Consider the following 15,909-nt stretch of genomic DNA (forward strand, 5'->3'; position numbering starts at 1 on the left):
TTTCCGATATAATGATCCGCCAGCCCTGGAGCACCCTTCGTCTCCAGGGCTTTTCATTGGAGTCTTCATTGCGGCAGGATTTCCATCTGGTGCGGTATCTGAGGGAACAGGCGCCCCTGCGCGGGTCGAAGGTCGCCCTGAGATGCCACGGCGAGGGCATGACGGTCACCTGGGCGGAGCTGGGCGCGCGCATGGACGGCGTCGCCCGGGGCCTCATCCGGCTCGGCCACGCTCCCCGCGAGATGGTGGGCCTCTGCGGCCGGAACATGCCCGAATGGACCCTGTCCGACCTGGGCATCCTCCAGGCGCGGGGCGTGCCGGTGCCGCTCTACCCCACCAGCAACGTGGACCAGGCCACCTTCATCCTGCGGGACGCGGGCATCCGGATCCTCTTCGCCGGCGAACAGCCTCAGGTGGACCTGGGCATCGAGCTGCTGGCCCGGGGCGAGATCGCGCACCTGGTGGCCCTGGATCCCGCCGTGGACCTGCGGGGCTGCCCCCAGGCGATCACCTTCCAGGGGCTCCTGGACCTGGGTGCGGACCCGGCCACGGCCGCGGAGCTGGAGGCGCGCATCGCCGGGTTCTCCATGGACGACCTCTACACGCTGGTCTACACCTCAGGCACCACGGGCCAGCCCAAGGGAGTGATGCTGGACCAGGCCAATCTCGCGGCCGCCATGCACATCCACGACCTGCGCCTGAAGGTCGGCCCAGACGACGTCTCCCTGTGCATGCTGCCCCTGTGCCACATCTTCGAGCGGGCCTGGACGGCCTACCTGCTGTACCGCGGCGCCGAAGTGGTGTACCTGCGGGACCCCCAGACGGTGGTGGCGGCCATCGGCGTGGTGCGCCCGACCCTCATGTGCTCGGTGCCCCGGGTCTACGAAAAGGCCTACGCCGGCATCCAGGCCCGCATGGCCAAGGCGGGCTGGCCCATGGCCGCGCTCTTCGGCTGGGCCATGGCGGTGGGCATCGAGGCCACGCGGCTGCGCATCGACGGCAAGGCGCCAGGGCCCTGGCTGCGGTTCCGCCACGGGGTGGCCGACGCCCTGGTGCTGCGCAAGATCCGGAACCTGTTCGGGGGCCGCTGCCGGTTCCTGCCGGTGGCCGGGGCCAGCCTCGCCGACGACGTGAACCTCTTCTTCCAGGCCGTGGGGCTCAAGCTCAAGTACGGCTACGGCCTCTCCGAGACCTTCGCCACCGTCTCCTGCTGGGAGGACGGCTCCATGCCCCTGGGCACCATCGGCAGGCCCATGGAGGGCCTGGAGGTGCGCCTGGGCGAGGAGAACGAGCTGCAGGTGAAGGGACCCACGGTGATGCGCGGCTACTACAAGCGCCCCGAGGAGACCGCCCAGGTGATGACGGCCGACGGATTCCTGCGCACCGGCGACGCCGGGGCCATGGACGCCGCCGGAAACCTGATCTTTACGGAGCGCATCAAGGAACTGATGAAGACCTCCAACGGCCAGTACGTCGCGCCCCAGCGGGTGGAGGGCACCCTGGCCAAGGATGCCTTCATCGAGCAGGTGGCGGTCATCGCCGATTCCCGGAACTTCGTCTCGGCGCTCATCGTGCCGTACTTCGACCGCCTGGAGGAGTACGCCCGGTCCGCGGGCGTGGCCTACCGGAGCCCGGCGGAACTGCTGCGCAACAGCAAGGTGATGGAGTTCTTCGAGAGCCGCATCCGGGAGCTGCAGAAGGGCCTGGCCAAGTACGAGCAGGTCAAGAAGTTCACCCTGCTTTCGCGGCCCTTCTCCATGGACCTGGGGGAGATCACCCCCACCCTGAAGCTCCGGCGCAAGTACATCGAGAAGGCCTTCCGGGCCGAGATCGAGGCGATGTACTCAGCCCTCCCGGGCCTTCCGGGGACGCCGGAGGCCGGGAACTGACCGGAGGCCGGTGGCCGCGTCCACCGCGTCGATCCAGCCGGCCCGGGCCCCGGGGAAGGCGTCCGCGTAGGGGACGTAGGGCTTGATGTCCAGCACCGGCGTGCCGTCCAGGAGATCCACGTCCCCCAGGAGCAGGGTGCGCCCCTCCACCCCCCGCAGTTCCACCGCCGAGAGGCCGATGGCGTTGGGGCGGTGGGGGGAGCGCGTCGCGAAGACCCCCCGCTTCACCCGCGGCCCCCGCGGGGGGCGCACGGTGGGCGCCCAGCCCTCGCTGCGGTGCAGCGCGAAGACCAGCCAGATGTAGGCGAAACCCTCCAGGTCCCGGAGGGTCTCCTCCGGAAGGCCGGGATCCAGCTCCAGGGTGGCCCCGCCGGGTTCCCCCGATTCGACGGTCGGCTGGTGTGGCGCATCGATCCGCTGCCGGTAAGGTGAGCGGATGGTGCCGATGGGTTGGAACGTGAAGGATGCGGGTGTCATCCAGCCAAGCCTAGCGCGGTTCCGCCCGCGGGAGGGTGGTATAGTCGATCCTGGATCGGGGGCTCGGATGGCGGCGAAAGGGGTGGTGGGGTGCCTCCTGTGCCTGGCGTCCCTCGTGGCCGGGGCGGACCAGCCCCGTACCGTGAACGAGCGTCTCGTGGAGCTTTCGGCCATCCTGGGATCCGGTTCCCCCGCCGGCCCCGCGATCCGCGTCCAGGCCATCCGGGAGATCGCGGCCATGGGCACCACCAGCGGCCTGGCCTCCGGAATGATCTTCGACCGCGCAAATTTCCGCTTCGAGCCCTCCGCCGAGGTGCGGGAAGCCGCGGCCCTGGCCCTGAGGCACGTGTGCGACCTGCGCAACCGGATGTTCGCCCTCCGGATCCGCAGGGTGGCCGACGCCACCCTGGAGCCCGAACCGAAGGTCCGCATCGCGGCCCTCCGCAGCCTCGCCGCCTTCCCCTGCGCCGACGCCGCCGCCACCGTCCTGGAAGCCTGCGACGCCGGCAAGGAACCGGATGAATCCGTGCGCGAAGCCGCCCGGGAACTGGTTCGGAAGGGCCTCGCCTCCAGCGCCTACTAAGCTTCCACCGGATGTTCCTTAAGGTACTCAAACACCGCCAAGTCCCAGGTGAGGATGTGGTTGGTGAGCCAGTCGCCCAGGAACTTGCCCAGGCCCTCGGGGGGCACCAGGGAGGGATCCTGGTCGCGCAGTTCGCGGATGAATTTAACGCGCAGCAGCAGGCGTTCGTGCTCGGTCTTGTGGAGGGCCAGGCTGGGGTAGTCGGCGCGCACCATCAGGAATTCCTCGGTGACGAAGTGCTCGCGGGCGTAGCGTTCCAGGAAGGCCAGCATCTCGTCCATCCTCTGGGGGGCCAGGCCGGCCTCCAGGGCCAGGTCGAATTCGTTGATGGCGGCGAACAGGGCTTCGTGCTGGTGGTCCACCAGGCCGTGTCCCGTGATGAACTGTTCGCCCCACTGGATGCGCATGGAAGGCCCCCTTTGCCCGGTGTGCCGGATGGGTTCATCGTCGCGGCAACGGGGCCGGATGTCTACCTTTCCAGCTGGGAGGCCAGCTTGTCAGCCAGTTCGCCGGACATTTCCAGGACCACGGGCAGCTCCTCCCGCCGGATGTCGTCCACATGGATGCCGCAGGCGACGCTCACGGCAACGCCCAGGCGCGAGGCGAGGCGGGTGGCGATGCTGCGGGCCAGGTCGTCCTCCCGGTGTCCCAGCACGGCCAGCACGGAGGTGGTCGCGCCGTCGCCCTTGGGCCTCGGGAGGCCCAGGGCCACGGCCCCGATGTGTTCCCGGTCGCCTCCGGAGAGGCTCACGGAGAGGTCGCGGCCCATGGGCACGCAGGTCATCCGGAGGGCCACCCGTCCCCGGGATGCGGTGAGCGTGATCGGTTCCATGGGGGGCCTCCCTGGGACCATGGTGCTGGCCGGAAGCCGCCCCCGTCAAGTTCCTGGGCCGGCGGGGGCGCGAAGTGTGGGACCATGGAGGCACTACATCCAGACAGGTGCCCATCGTGAGCGAATGGTTCGGCAAGCAGGTCTTCACCATCGGGATCATCGGCGGAGGCCGGGGCGGGCTGGGCCTCCTGAAGTTCTTCGGCGGCAGTTCCGTGGGGAAGGTGGTGTTCGTGGTGGACCCGAACCCCTCCGCGCCCGCCATCGCCGAAGCCCGCCAGAGGGGCATCCGCGTCTTCCACGACGACGAGGAGGCCACCCGGGGGGATCTGCCGGACTTCCTTTTCGATTCCAGCGGGGACGCCGAACTGGAGACCCGGATCCGGGCGCGGCTCCGGGGCACGACCACCATGTTCCTGAATTCGGTCACCAGCCGGATGATGGTGGAGGTGCTGGCCGAGAACGCCTCCCAGACCCGCGAGGACATCAGCCAGGTGGTCTCCACCATCAAGGACGACATCGCCTCCAGCCTCGACGCCAGCAACAGCATCGTGAGCCGCATCAACTCCATCATGTCCAACATGCAGATGCTGGCCCTGAACGCGAGCATCGAGGCCTCCAAGGCCGGGGTGCACGGCCGGGGCTTCACGGTGGTGGCCGACCACCTGGGCAAGTCCGTGGAGGCGGTGCGCAACCTCACGGAGGAGATCAACCACGTGAACCAGAACCTCACCCAGGTCTCCCACCGCAGCGACTCCGTGCTGGAGAAGCTGAAGTAGCAATTAATATTAGCCATTTCTTCGCTTAGAATCGCATTGGCGGTTACCATGGGCCCTTTCCCGGGAGCCCCTTGGACCCGAGCGATTCCAGCCCCGCTGACCGCGCGGATCGCCTCCGCGGGCTGGGGTTCCGCGATCCCGCCGAGGCCTCCTTCCTGTCCGGCCTGACGCATGAGCTGCGCAACGCGGCCTTCGGCTTTTCCGCGATCCTGGACGCCTTCCAGGCGCGGTACGCGGACCGGGAGGAGGCCCTGCGCTACGGCCAGGCCCTGCGCATGCATCTGGAGCAGCTCACCGGCTTCGTGGAGGAGCTGGGCGCCTACGGGAACCCCGGGCTGGGGTCCCCCGGGCCCCTCTCCCTGCCGGGGGTGCTGGGAGAGGCCGTGGCCACCTGCGAACCCCGCGCCCGGGATTCCGGCCGGACCCTGCGGCTGGAATGGGAGGGACCCCCGCTGCAGGTCCTGGGGGACGGGACCGCCCTGAGGGAGGCCTTCGTGGCCCTCCTGCGCTGGGCCCTGGGGCAGGGGACCGCCCCCGTGGTCCTGGCGGCGGGGCCTTCGGCGGCGGGGCACCTGGACGGGGTGCAGGCCGCGGGCCTGGACCCGGCGCGGGTCTTCGAACCCTTCTACTTCCGGGCCGCCGGCATGGGGCGCCTGGCCCTGCCCGTGGCCCGGAGGATCCTGGAGGCCCATGGGGGCACCCTCTCGGCGGCGCCCGGGCCCGGCGGCGGCCTGCGCATCCTCTTCCACCTCCCCAGCCCCTGAGGCTCCCATGGCCAAGCCGAAGATCCTCGTGGTGGACGACGAAAGCGCGGTGCGCTTCGCCCTGCGGGACTACCTGGAATTCCACGGCTTCGCCGTGGACGAGGCCTCGGCCTGCGCGGAGGCCGAGGCCCGGTACCGCAAGGACGTGTACGACGCCGTGACCCTGGACTACGCCCTCCCCGACGGCAACGCCCTGGACCTGCTGCCGCGGCTCAAGGCCATCGACGCCGGCGTGCCCATCGTCCTCATCACCGCCCAGGGCAGCATCGAGCTGGCGGTGCGGTCCATCCAGCTCGGCGCGGAGCAGTTCCTGGTCAAGCCCGTGGACCTGGCCGCGCTGCAGGTGGTGCTGGAGCGGGTCCTGGAGAACCAGCGCAACCGCCGCAAGCAGGTGGCCACCGACACCCGGGAGAAGCCTTTGCGGGCCCTGGACCTCTTCCTGGGGGAAAGCCCGGCCATCCGGAGGCTGGAGGAGCAGGCCACCCGGGCCGCGTCGGCGGAGAGCCCGATCCTCATCCAGGGCGACACCGGCACCGGCAAGAGCGAACTGGCCCGGTGGCTGCACCGCCACAGCTCCCGGGGCCTGGAGCCCCTGCTGGAGCTGAACTGCGGCGGCTTCACCCGGGAGTTCCTGGACACCGAGCTCTTCGGCCACGAGAAGGGCGCGTTCACCGGCGCCGTGGCCGCCAAGGTGGGCCTGCTGGAGGCCGCGAACCGGGGCACCGTGTTCCTGGACGAACTGGGCGACATGGATCTCCAGATCCAGCCCAAGCTCCTGAAGGCCCTGGAGGAGAAGCGCTTCCGCCGCCTGGGGGAGGTGCACGACCGCAAGGTGGACTTCCGCCTCATCGGCGCCACCCACCGGAACCTGGAGGCCCTGGTGCGGGAGCGGCTCTTCCGGGCCGACCTCTTCTACCGGGTCAGCGCCATCCAGATCACCGTGCCGCCCCTGTCGGAGCGGGCCGAGGACATCCCCGAGCTGGCCCAGAGCCTCCTGGGCCGGATCACCGAGGAATGGGGCCGCGAGCCCGTCAAGCTCAGCCGGGAGGCCCTGGGCGTGCTGCAGCGCCACGGCTGGCCCGGCAACATCCGCGAGCTGCGCAACGTCCTGGAGCGGGCCCTGCTGGGGGCCCGCACCCTCCTCATCGAATCCGTGGACCTGGACTTCGCCTCCAGCCCCAGGGCCGGCGGCGGGGCCGCCTCCTCCCGGCTCACCCTGAAGGAGATGGAACGGTTCCACATCATCCAGGTGCTGAAGGAGGAGGGGGGCCGGGTGGAACCGGCGGCCCGCCGCCTGGACATCCCCCGCAGCACCCTCTACCAGAAGATCAAGGCCCTGGGGCTGTGAGGCCCCGGTCCCCGCCTTGAATTTTTCCGGCGGGGGGGTTGTGTTTCGCTTTTTTTGCGCTACATTGATGTTCTAACAAGGAGCAACGATGTCCATCGCCCAATCCCTCCTGCCCGAATTCGAACACGAGATCGCCGGGGTGCGCCGCGTGCTGGAGCGCATCCCCGTGGAGCACCTGGATTACCGCCCACATCCCAAATCCATGACCCTGGGGGAACTGGCCAATCACCTGGCCGTCATGCCCGGGTGGGTCGCCGGCACCCTCTCCACCACCGACATGGATTTCGACGACCCCGAAATCCGCGCCTCCATGCCGAAGCCGAGCAGCACCATCGAGGGGCTGCTCAAGACGCTGGATTCCGGGAAGGAGGAGGCGGCCAAGGCCCTCGCCAAGGCCAGCGACGCGGATTTCCAGGTGATCTGGAGCGGCAGGGCCGGCGGGAAGGTGCTCTTTTCCATGCCCCGCATCGCCGTGGTCCGCGGGATGGTCCTGAACCACGCCGTCCATCACCGGGCCCAGGCCACGGTGTACCTCCGCATGCTTGACGTGCCGGTGCCGGCGCTGTACGGCCCCTCCGCGGACGAGGCCTGATCCGGAACGCCGGGGTCCTCAGTCGCCCCGCAGCACGTCCATGGGCTTGGCCTGCAGGGCCCGGTAGCTGCCCGCCAATCCCACCGCGGCGGTGAGGGCCGCGGCCAGCAGGACCAGCGGCAGGGCGGCCCGGGGATCCGGCGCCACTTCCAATTGCAGCACCCGGGAGCTGTAAGCCCGGGCCAGCCACCAGGCGAGAACGCCGGCGCTCATGGCGGCGCTTCCGCCCAGGAGCAGGAATTCCCAGGCCAGGCTCGCCAGGAGCGTGCCGTGGCTGGCGCCCAGGGTGCGCAGCAGGGCCAGATCCCGCTGGCGGTCCAGGCGCCCCGCCAGGAGGCTCGCGGCCAACACCAGCAGGGCCGACGCGAGCATGAGCCCCGAAAGGGCCCGGGTCACCAGGCCCACCAGGTCCAGGACCTTGCCCACCCGCTCCACGATCTCGCCCACATCCACCGTGCTGATATTGGGAAAGCGCCGGGCCGTCTCGTTTTGCAGCGCGGCCCGGGCGGGGGCGCCGTCCACCTCCGCGGCCAGGATCCACACCGCGGGGGCGCCCCGCAGGAGGGAGGGGTGCGCCAGGATGAAGAAATTGATCTGGAAGCTCTGCCACACCACGTGGCGGAGGCTGGTGACGCGGCCCCGCACCTCGGTGCCCGCCACGTCGAAGGCCAGTTCATCCCCCAGCTTCGCGCCGATCTGGCGGGCGAAGCCCTCCTCCAGGCTGAACTCCTCCCGGGGGGCGGCCCCGGGGAGGGTGTCGTCCGGCCAGAAGGCGCCCTGGGTGACGGTTTCGGATTCCCGTAGGCGGGAACGCCAGGTGAGGTTCTGCTCCCGGCGGGCCATGGCCGGGGCCTCGCCGACGCCCTCCGCCACGGGACGGCCGGCGATGGCGGTGAGCCGCGCCCGCACCATGGGCGCTTCCATGGGCTCGAAGCCGCTGGCGGCGCGGGCCAGGGTCCGCAGGGCCTCCACCTGGTCCCGCTGCACGTCCACGAAGAAGACATTGGCCCGCTTCCCGTCGCCGCGGCGGCTGGACAGGGGGCGCACCAGGTCGTCCTTGACGAAGCGGGTGGCCAGTACCAGGAAGACGGAGAGGCCGATGACCGACATGAGCAGGGAGCCCAGGGCGGGCCGGGATCCCATCTGGCCCAGGGCCAGTTTCAGGGGCAGGGGGAGGGTGGCGGCGCCCCGGCGGTAGAGCCGCAGCAGGAGGCGGAAGGCGCCCAGCAGCACCCCGAACAGGGCCGCCATGCCCCCGGCGGTGGCGAAGCCCACCCGGGGGTTGGGGGCGTTCAGCACCACCAGGGCGCAGGCCAGGGCGCCCGCCCCCGCGCCGCAGGCCAGGGGCAGGAGCCGCCGGCCCCGTGTTCCGGGCCCCTCCCGCAGGAGGAGGAGGGGGCTCACCTGCCGCAGCCGGGCCAGCGTCGGAAGGGTCACCAGGGCCAACATGAGGACCGCCGCGGCCGTTTCCAGCCAGGGAACGGGGGGGGCTCCGCCCTGGCGGATGGCCTGGGGGATGAGGTCGCCCAGGAGGCCCGGAAGGGTCCGGGCCGCCACGGAGCCCGCGGCCAGGCCCAGGAGGAGGGCCAGGGCCACCAGGGCCGCGGCGATGATCGCGAAGATGGCCGCCGGCGCCCCGGGGGGTGCGCCCAGGCAGCGGAGGATGGCGGCGTCCTTCTCCCGCCCCTTGAGGTAGGCCGCCAGGATGGCCCAGGCCCCCAGGCAGGACAGGAGCAGGGTCAGGAGGCCCAGTTGGCGGATGAAGAGGTTGGTGTTGCGGATGGGCTGGGCCAGGGCCGTGGCGGCTTCCTCGTGGGTCTGGACCCGCAGGCCCCGGGGCAGGGCGGCCCGCAGGCGCTCCGCGGTGCGGGCCGGGGAGGCCCCGGGCGGGAGGTTCAGGAGAAGGCGGGTGGAAAAGCGGGCCCGGGGCGAGAGCATCCCCAGGCGCCCGGCGGTGGCGGCCCCCAGGTAGATCCGCGGCCCCAGGGCGAAGGCGCTGGCATGGCGGGTGTCGTCCTGGCCCACGATGCCCTGGACGGGAACGACCCCATCCCCCAGGCGCAGACCCCGGCGCTGGGCCAGGAGCTGGTCGGCGGCCATCCCGGGGGCGGCGGGGCGCAGGCCCCAGGCCCGGGCGAGGCCCGGGTCCACCAGGGCGCCCCAGGGTTCCCCGGGTCCCCGGGGGGGCTCCACCGCCAGCCGGCCAGCCAGCGGATAGGCCGCTTCGATGCACCGCACCTCCACCAGGCGGGAGGCCGTGTCCGTGTCCGGCCCGGTGGAGGTCATGGTGGGGAAGTCCCGGACCAGGCTCCGGGTTCCCCCCAGGGGCCGGACCCGCTCCAGGGCCCCGGGGGGCAGGGCGCCCCGGGCGGTGACCACCAGGTCGGCGCCCAGCATGGCCCGGGATTCCGAGGCGATGCCCTCCAGCACCCGGCCCGAGAACCCGTAGGTGGCGAAAAAGGCCGCGAAGCCCGTGGCGATGCACAGGGCGATGAGCAGGAGCCTGCCCGCCTGGTTGCGCAGCTCCCGCAGGGCGCTGCGCAGCACGAAGCCGGTCAAGGCTCCACCGCCGGGGCCGCCATGCGCCCCCGCTCCAGGAGGAGGCGGGTGCCCAGGCGCTCGGCGAGCCGCGGATCGTGGGTCACCATCACCAGGGTCGTGCCCAGGTCCCGGTGCAACCCCAGGATCAGCTCGAACACATGGTCGGCGTTGCGGGGATCCAGGGAGCCGGTGGGCTCGTCGCAGAGCAGGATGGGGGGCCGGGCCACCATGGCCCGGGCGATGGCCACCCGCTGGCATTCGCCGCCGCTGAGCTGGCCGGGCAGGTGGCCCATGCGGTCGGCCAGGCCCACCCGGTCCAGGGCCTCCCGGGCCCGGGCCAGGGGGGCGGCCAGGCCCGCGATCTCCGCCCCCACGCAGACGTTTTGCAGGGCCGAGAAGTGGGGAAGGAGGTGGAAGGCCTGGAACACGAAGCCCAGGTTCCGGGCCCGGAAGGCCGACAGGTCCCGTTCCCCCAGATTGTCGATGCGCTTTCCGGCCACCCGCACCTCCCCGGAGGTGGGCCGCTCCAGGCCGGCCAGGATGGCCAGCAGGGTGCTCTTTCCGCTGCCGCTGGGGCCCTGCACCGCCAGGGAGCCGCCCTCCGGGAGCCGGAAATGGAGGTCCTCCAGCACGGTGAGCCGCTCGCCGCCGGGGGCCGTGAAAGTCTTGGTGAGGCCGGTGAGCTCGATCATCGGTCCAGATTAACCGGTACAATCCCCCCATGCGCGCCGTTGCCCCTCTCGCCACCCTGGCGGCCCTGGCCGCCCCCGTCCAGGCCCAGCCCACCCTGGTCTTCCTCGGGGACAGCCTCACCGCGGGACTGGGCCTGGACCGTTCCCAGGCCTTCCCCAGCCTCATCGAGGCCCGGCTGCGCAAGGCGGGCCTGGCCTGGAAGGTGGTGAACGCCGGCGTGAGCGGGGACACCACCGCCGGCGCCCGGGCCCGCCTGGACTGGATCTACCGGAGCCGGGTGGAGGTCATGTTCGTATGCGTGGGCTCCAACGACGGGCTGCGGGGCCTGCCCCCCGCGGAGGCGGAGCGCAACCTGCGGGCGATCCTGGACCGGGCCCGCAGGGAGGGCACCCGGGTGGTGCTGGCCGGGGCCATGGTGCCGGACAACTACGGCCGGGCCTACCAGGAGGCCTTCGGAAGGATCTTCCCGCGCCTGGCCCGGGAGTACAAGCTTCCCTTCCTCCCCTTCCTCCTGGAGGGGGTGGCCCTGCGTCCGGAGCTCAATCAGGAGGACGGCATCCACCCCAACGCCGAGGGCGCCCGGAGGGTGGCCGACAGCGTGTGGAAGGTGCTGGAGCCCCAGCTCAGGGCCGCGCCCCCAGCCTCCCGGTGAGGTCCAGGAACGCCGCCAGGACCTTCTGCACCTCCGCGGCGGTGCGGGGATCCTGGGGCACCCCGTCGGCGTCCAGGTTGCGGTCCGCCAGGGGCACCGTGATGCCCGCGGGCAGGGCCACGGCGCCCAGGTTGGCCAGGGTGGCCCGCCACTGCATCTGCGCCCTGGCGCCCCCGAAGGCCCCCGGGGAGGCCGAGGCCAGAAGCACCGGGAGGCCCTGGAACGGGGAGGGCCGCATGGTGGAGACCCAGTCCAGGGCGTTCTTGAGGTGGGCGGGGATCCCGGCGTTGTACTCCGGGGACACGATGACCAGGCCCTGGGAATCCGCCAGCAGGTTGTGCAGGGACACGGCCCCGGGGGGCGGCGGGGCGTCGGCGTCGTAGAGGGGGATGCGCAGGTCGTTGCCCGCCGCGATGCGCACCTTGGGGCCCAGGGCCGCGAGGGTGCGGGCCAGGTGCCCCAGGAGCCGGAGATTGAGGGAATCCTTGCGCAGGCTTCCACCCATGATCGCTATTTTCAAGGTCACCTCCCGGGGGACAGGGAGATTGTGACTAGAAACGGCCCGCCATGGAATGGGCGTACCCGGTGAGCTCCACGTAGGCGTCCCCGGCCTCGCGGCCCTGGGCGTCCAGCACGCGGCAGGCGCCTTCCCAGTAGGTGATGCGCGGGCCCAGGCGGGTGGCGAGCTCCTGCCCGGGCACCAGGGGCGCCAGGGTCCAGGTGTCGCCGAAGGCCTCCAGGCGCAGGGGGAGCGGGTACGCCGCGCCGGAGCGGGGACTCCGCCAGGGGCCGCCCTGGAGGCGGAAGGCCCGGGTGGCCCGGGCGAGGCGGCCCGCGGGGTCCACCTCCGACACCAGGGACCAGGGATCCTGGGAGCCGTCGGCGCGGCGCAGGCGGTACATCATGAGGCTCCGGCCGTCCCGGAGCTGGATGCCGGCCCAGTCCCAGCCCACCTGCCCCCGGGAGAGCTGGCTGGAGCTGAATTCGTGGTCCATCCAGGAAAGGCCGTGGAGGGTCTCGGTCACGGGCCCCTTCAGGGAGCCCCGGGTGGCCAGGCGCGGGAAGGTGACGTAGTGGCTGGCCGCGGCGGGGTCGTCGCCCTTGCGCACGACCCCGTCCTCCCCGAAGACCACCGGCGGCCCGGGGACGGCCAGGTCCAGGTCCAGGTCCGCGTCCCCCACGGAGAAGGCCAGGTGGATGGAGGCCCCCTCCATGCGCGCCGTCCAGGAGGCGTTGCGCAGCTCCAGGCGGCCCGTGGCCGCGGAGGCGGGGATGCCCTCCCGGTTCAGGCGCTCGTCGAAGCGGAAGGCGCCCCGGCCCACGTCGGTGAGGGCCGCGTGGGCCAGGTGGATCTGGTCGGTGCGCCAGGCCGGGCTCCCCCGCCAGGTCCCCGCCGGCAGGGCCTCCCGGAAGAAGGTGAGCTGGTAGCCGTAGCGCCTGGCGCCGTCGGCGCTCCACAGGTGGCCCGTGAAGTACCACCACTCCGTGGCGAAGGCCGGGTGGGAACCGTGGTCGGCGGGGAACTGGAAGCGCCGGCCGGGGCGGGCCGGCTGGAAGGGCTGGGCCGCGATCAGGGCGGAAAGGAGCAGGGCCGCGGCCTTCACGAGGCGCCCTCCTCGGCCTGGCGGTCGGCGGGGAGCCTCGCGGCCCACCGCGCCACCGGAAGCTGGGCCGCGGCCGCGGCCAGGAGGCAGAGTCCCGTGAGCCCGCCCAGGAAGCCCCAGGGCAGGTGGTAGGCCAGGGTCCATCCGAAGGCCTGGGGGTTGAGCACCTGCACCAGGATCCGGGACAGGAGGAGCCCCAGGCCCAGGCCCCCCGCGCACCCCGCCAGGGCCACGCCGCAGCCCTCGCCCAGCAGCACCCGGGTGATGGCGCCGTCCCCGCCCCCCAGGGCCCGCAGGGTCCAGATGTCGCCCCGGCGCGCCAGGGCGAGCCCGGCCAGGGACTGCACCAGGCCCGCCAGCGCCACGGCGAGGCCGATGACCTCCAGGGCGTAGGTGATGGCGAAGGTCTGGTGGAAGATGCGCTCCACCTGGGACCGCAGGGCCACGTTGGAGCGCACCAGGAGGCCCGGGTGGGCCTCGGCCAGGCGCCGCGCGGTCTCCTCCGCCGGCACCCCCGGGGCCAGGTACAGCGCCAGGCTCGCGGCCCTGGCGTCCCCCAGCCAGGCCAGGAACACCGGGCGGTCCAGGATGAGGCTGCCCCGCTCGTTGCCGTAGTCCCCGTAGATCCCCCTCAGCGTCACCGCGCGCCCGGAGCCCAGGTCCAGCACCTCCCCCACCCGCACCCCGAAGCGCCGGGAGAAGGTCTCGCTGGCCACGGCCCCGGGGAGCCCCAGGCCGTCCCGGTGGATGCGGGAGAGCACCGCTTCGCTGGACCCGCCCCGGATCATGGGCAGGTGGCCCCGGGTGCCCAGCACCCGGAAGTCCCCGGTGGCGAGGCTGGTGATCTGGCCCCGGAAGGTGAAGGGCACGGCCTGGTAGCGGTCCACGGCCGCGATGGCGGGATCCGCCTGGAGGGCGGCGGCGGCTTCGGGGGGGATGCGGTGGCGGGAGCCGGCGCCGCCCGCGCCCAGGGGCGCCACGTAGATGTCGGCCCGGAGGCTGTCGCCGATCCAGCCCTCCACCGTGGCCTCGAAGCTGCGCACCATCACCCCCATGCCCACCGTCATGCCCACGGCCACCGCCAGGGCCGCGGCGGCGAAGCCGTGGCGCCCCGTGGGGTTGATCAGGGGCCGCAGGGCCAGGCGCAGCCCCCAGGAGCGGGTGGTCCTGCCCGGGAGACCGATGAGGGGCAGCAGGGCCAGGGCCGCGAGGCTGCCGCCGAAGAGCACCAGGGCCGAGCCCAGGTAGGCGTGCCACAGGGTGCCCGGGGGCAGGCGGGGCAGGAAGGCCACGGCGAGCCCCGCGCCAAGGAGGGCGAGCCCCGCCAGGGCCGCCGGGGCCCAGCGCATGGGCCGGGCCCCGGCCCCCCGGGCCAGGAGCTGCACCGGCGGCGTGGCCGCGGCCCGGCGCGCCGGCACCCACGCCGCCAGGAGGCAGGTGAGGGTGCCCAGCACGAAGGCCGCCGCGGCCTCCGGCGCGCCCAGGGCCGCGTGCCGGGCCGAAGCGGCCCCGTACAGGGCCTCCATGGTGCGGGCCACGAAGCGCACCGCCCCCTGGGCGCCAGCCCAGCCCAGGGCGATGCCCAGCAGGCTGCCCAGGCCGCCCAGGATGGCCGCCTCGGCCAGCACGAAGCCCAGGATGCGGCCCCGGGGGCAGCCCAGGGCCTGCAGGAGGGCCCAGGTCTCCCGGCGGCGGTTCACGGCCGCGTCGAAGGCCTGGAAGAGCAGGTAGGCCCCCACGGCCAGGGCGATGAGGGAGAGCACCGTGAGGTTCAGGCGGAAGGCCCCGCTCATGGCGCGGGCGCTGCTGGCGCGCTGCTCCGCGGGCTCCAGGGTCCAGCCCGGGGGCAGCGCGGCGGCGATGCGTTCCGGGGTGACGCTCCGCCCCGGCAGGGGCCCCAGGTCCAGGCGGTCCAGTTGTCCCGGGCGCCCCAGCAGGACCTGGGCGGCGGGCAGGTCCATCACCAGGAGGTTGCGCTGCACCGGGGGCCGCTCCGGCGCCTCCGGGATGCGCCCGGCCACGCGCAGCTTCACGGCGCGCCCATCCACGAACCCCTCCAGGGCGTCCCCGGGCCCCAGGGCCGCGGAAACCAGCACCGACGCGGGATCCAGGAGGCCGTCGTCCACCCGCGACCCGCCGCCCCCCAGGCCCACCAGGTCCGTGGCCAGGATCTGGAAGGTCTCCAGGCCCCGGGGCCCGGTGCGGCAGAAGCTCCCCTCCAGCACCGGACGGATCCACAGGGCGTCCCGCAGGGGCTCCAGGCGCCGCAGGTCCCCCTCGTCCAGGGGCCCGAAGGGGGCCTTCACCACGTACTCGGCGCCGGTGCCCACCCCCTGGGCGAAGCCTTCGAAGCTGGCCACGGCGGCGCGGTTGGCGAGGCGGATGGCCAGGAACACCGAGACCCCCAGCGCCACCGCCAGCACCGCCAGGAAGGCCCTTCCCGCCTCCAGGCGCAGGGGGCGCCACACGAGTCGGGCGTGGAGGCCGTTCACGGGGCCCCGTCCAGGATCCGGCCGTCCTTCATGCGGACGACGCGGTGGCAGATGGAGGCCGCGGCGTCCGAGTGGGTCACCATGACCAGGGCCGCCCCCTCCCGTTCCGTGAGGGCCGCCAGGAGGTCCAGGACCCGCTCCCCGCTGGCGCTGTCCAGGTTTCCGGTGGGTTCGTCGGCCAGGAGCAGCGCGGGCCTTGCCGCCAGGGCCCGGGCCACGGCCACCCGCTGCATCTCCCCGCCGGACATCTCCCGGGGCCAGGCCGAGGCCCGGCCCCCCAGGTCCACGGCCTCCATGAGCTCGGCCACCCGCGCTTCCAGGGCGGGCCGGGCCCAGCCCAGGAGCTGGAGGGGCAGTTCCACGTTCTCCCGGGCCGTGAGGGTGGGCACCAGGTGGAAGAACTGGAAGACCGTGCCCAGGCACTCCCGCCGGAGCCGGGCCAGGCGCGCCGGGGCGGCCGCGGCCAGGTCCTCGCCCCGGAAGAGGGTGCGTCCTTCGTCGGGGCGGTCCAGGCCCCCCAGGAGGTTCAAAAGGGTGGTCTTGCCGCAGCCCGAGGGCCCCAGCAGGGCCACCCGCTCCCCGGGGGCCACGGCCAGGTCCAGGTCCCTGAGCACCCACCGCGCGTCATAGCGCTTGCCGACGCCCAGGGCCTCCAGGAGGGGCATC

16 protein-coding genes are annotated in these 15,909 nt (G+C 72.8%); 7 read left to right on the forward strand and 9 right to left on the reverse strand.

Annotation, left to right across the window (positions count from 1 at the left end; all coding sequences use genetic code 11):
- The first annotated feature begins 11 nt into the window (after positions 1-11).
- Positions 12-1,889 carry an AMP-dependent synthetase/ligase gene (locus tag R2J76_RS05950; protein WP_449405578.1) on the forward strand — a complete coding sequence of 626 codons (1,878 nt, stop codon included), beginning with the start codon at positions 12-14 and terminating at the stop codon, positions 1,887-1,889.
- Here the strand turns inward: R2J76_RS05950 and tsaA are convergent.
- Positions 1,845-2,366, reverse strand: coding sequence for a tRNA (N6-threonylcarbamoyladenosine(37)-N6)-methyltransferase TrmO (gene tsaA, locus R2J76_RS05955; protein ID WP_316414894.1), 522 nt, complete (start codon positions 2,364-2,366; stop codon positions 1,845-1,847). The genes R2J76_RS05950 and tsaA overlap by 45 nt on opposite strands.
- A gap of 67 nt (positions 2,367-2,433) precedes the next feature.
- Here tsaA and R2J76_RS05960 point away from each other — a divergent pair, with 67 nt between their 5' ends.
- The gene (locus tag R2J76_RS05960; protein ID WP_316414895.1) at positions 2,434-2,949 is read left to right on the forward strand and encodes a hypothetical protein; all 516 of its coding nucleotides are present in this window, start codon (positions 2,434-2,436) and stop codon (positions 2,947-2,949) included.
- Here the strand turns inward: R2J76_RS05960 and R2J76_RS05965 are convergent.
- Entirely contained in the window at positions 2,946-3,356 is a 411-nt protein-coding gene (locus tag R2J76_RS05965) for a bacteriohemerythrin (RefSeq protein ID WP_316414896.1), read from the reverse strand. The genes R2J76_RS05960 and R2J76_RS05965 overlap by 4 nt on opposite strands.
- 62 nt (positions 3,357-3,418) lie before the next feature.
- Positions 3,419-3,781, reverse strand: coding sequence for a proteasome assembly chaperone 4 family protein (locus tag R2J76_RS05970; protein WP_316414897.1), 363 nt, complete (start codon positions 3,779-3,781; stop codon positions 3,419-3,421).
- Between the two features lie 116 nt (positions 3,782-3,897).
- Here R2J76_RS05970 and R2J76_RS05975 point away from each other — a divergent pair, with 116 nt between their 5' ends.
- The 4 genes from R2J76_RS05975 (at position 3,898) to R2J76_RS05990 (ending at position 7,261) form a co-directional block, all read left to right on the forward strand.
- Entirely contained in the window at positions 3,898-4,557 is a 660-nt protein-coding gene (locus R2J76_RS05975; protein ID WP_316414898.1) for a methyl-accepting chemotaxis protein, read from the forward strand.
- A 71-nt stretch (positions 4,558-4,628) separates the two neighbouring features.
- The gene (locus R2J76_RS05980) at positions 4,629-5,321 is read left to right on the forward strand and encodes a sensor histidine kinase (protein WP_316414899.1); all 693 of its coding nucleotides are present in this window, start codon (positions 4,629-4,631) and stop codon (positions 5,319-5,321) included.
- 7 nt (positions 5,322-5,328) lie between these two features.
- The gene (locus R2J76_RS05985) at positions 5,329-6,669 is read left to right on the forward strand and encodes a sigma-54-dependent transcriptional regulator (RefSeq protein ID WP_316414900.1); all 1,341 of its coding nucleotides are present in this window, start codon (positions 5,329-5,331) and stop codon (positions 6,667-6,669) included.
- Positions 6,670-6,757: 88 nt separating this feature from the next.
- A complete protein-coding gene (locus tag R2J76_RS05990; RefSeq protein WP_316414901.1) occupies positions 6,758-7,261 on the forward strand; it encodes a DinB family protein in 504 nt (167 codons plus the stop codon).
- Between the two features lie 18 nt (positions 7,262-7,279).
- Here R2J76_RS05990 and R2J76_RS05995 read toward each other — a convergent pair whose 3' ends face one another.
- Together R2J76_RS05995 and R2J76_RS06000 are read right to left on the reverse strand one after the other, a co-directional pair.
- Entirely contained in the window at positions 7,280-9,820 is a 2,541-nt protein-coding gene (locus R2J76_RS05995) for an ABC transporter permease (RefSeq protein ID WP_316414902.1), read from the reverse strand.
- Positions 9,817-10,494, reverse strand: a complete 678-nt coding sequence (locus R2J76_RS06000; RefSeq protein ID WP_316414903.1) for an ABC transporter ATP-binding protein — start codon at positions 10,492-10,494, stop codon at positions 9,817-9,819. Before R2J76_RS06000 ends, R2J76_RS05995 begins: the two co-directional genes overlap by 4 nt.
- A gap of 29 nt (positions 10,495-10,523) precedes the next feature.
- On the opposite strand from R2J76_RS06000, the gene R2J76_RS06005 reads away from it, so the two are divergent.
- Positions 10,524-11,147 carry an arylesterase gene (locus R2J76_RS06005; protein WP_316414904.1) on the forward strand — a complete coding sequence of 208 codons (624 nt, stop codon included), beginning with the start codon at positions 10,524-10,526 and terminating at the stop codon, positions 11,145-11,147.
- Here R2J76_RS06005 and R2J76_RS06010 read toward each other — a convergent pair.
- The 4 genes from R2J76_RS06010 to R2J76_RS06025 are packed head-to-tail and all read right to left on the reverse strand — an operon-like array spanning position 11,119 to position 15,908.
- The gene (locus R2J76_RS06010) at positions 11,119-11,667 is read right to left on the reverse strand and encodes an NADPH-dependent FMN reductase (protein WP_316414905.1); all 549 of its coding nucleotides are present in this window, start codon (positions 11,665-11,667) and stop codon (positions 11,119-11,121) included. The genes R2J76_RS06005 and R2J76_RS06010 overlap by 29 nt on opposite strands.
- A 31-nt stretch (positions 11,668-11,698) precedes the next feature.
- Complete coding sequence (locus R2J76_RS06015; RefSeq protein ID WP_316414906.1) at positions 11,699-12,751, reverse strand: lipocalin-like domain-containing protein; 1,053 nt, start codon at positions 12,749-12,751, stop codon at positions 11,699-11,701.
- The gene (locus R2J76_RS06020) at positions 12,748-15,243 is read right to left on the reverse strand and encodes an FtsX-like permease family protein (protein ID WP_316414907.1); all 2,496 of its coding nucleotides are present in this window, start codon (positions 15,241-15,243) and stop codon (positions 12,748-12,750) included. Before R2J76_RS06020 ends, R2J76_RS06015 begins: the two co-directional genes overlap by 4 nt.
- Positions 15,240-15,908: an ABC transporter ATP-binding protein gene (locus R2J76_RS06025; RefSeq protein ID WP_316414908.1), complete on the reverse strand. Its 669-nt coding sequence runs from the start codon at positions 15,906-15,908 to the stop codon at positions 15,240-15,242. The genes R2J76_RS06020 and R2J76_RS06025 overlap by 4 nt, the downstream gene beginning before the upstream one ends.
- Between the last annotated feature and the right edge of the window lies 1 nt (position 15,909).

The organism is Mesoterricola silvestris (assembly GCF_030295405.1).
Taxonomy (GTDB): Bacteria; Acidobacteriota; Holophagae; order Holophagales; family Holophagaceae; genus Mesoterricola; species Mesoterricola silvestris.

What these genes read in the sequence shown, in the direction of transcription:
- R2J76_RS05950 (WP_449405578.1), top strand. Translation starts at nt 12, where the DNA reads ATGATCCGCCAGCCCTGGAGCACCCTTCGTCTCCAGGGCTTTTCATTG.
- tsaA (WP_316414894.1), bottom strand. Translation starts at nt 2,366, where the DNA reads ATGACACCCGCATCCTTCACGTTCCAACCCATCGGCACCATCCGCTCA.
- R2J76_RS05960 (WP_316414895.1), top strand. Translation starts at nt 2,434, where the DNA reads ATGGCGGCGAAAGGGGTGGTGGGGTGCCTCCTGTGCCTGGCGTCCCTC.
- R2J76_RS05965 (WP_316414896.1), bottom strand. Translation starts at nt 3,356, where the DNA reads ATGCGCATCCAGTGGGGCGAACAGTTCATCACGGGACACGGCCTGGTG.
- R2J76_RS05970 (WP_316414897.1), bottom strand. Translation starts at nt 3,781, where the DNA reads ATGGAACCGATCACGCTCACCGCATCCCGGGGACGGGTGGCCCTCCGG.
- R2J76_RS05985 (WP_316414900.1), top strand. Translation starts at nt 5,329, where the DNA reads ATGGCCAAGCCGAAGATCCTCGTGGTGGACGACGAAAGCGCGGTGCGC.
- R2J76_RS05990 (WP_316414901.1), top strand. Translation starts at nt 6,758, where the DNA reads ATGTCCATCGCCCAATCCCTCCTGCCCGAATTCGAACACGAGATCGCC.
- R2J76_RS06000 (WP_316414903.1), bottom strand. Translation starts at nt 10,494, where the DNA reads ATGATCGAGCTCACCGGCCTCACCAAGACTTTCACGGCCCCCGGCGGC.
- R2J76_RS06005 (WP_316414904.1), top strand. Translation starts at nt 10,524, where the DNA reads ATGCGCGCCGTTGCCCCTCTCGCCACCCTGGCGGCCCTGGCCGCCCCC.
- R2J76_RS06025 (WP_316414908.1), bottom strand. Translation starts at nt 15,908, where the DNA reads ATGCCCCTCCTGGAGGCCCTGGGCGTCGGCAAGCGCTATGACGCGCGG.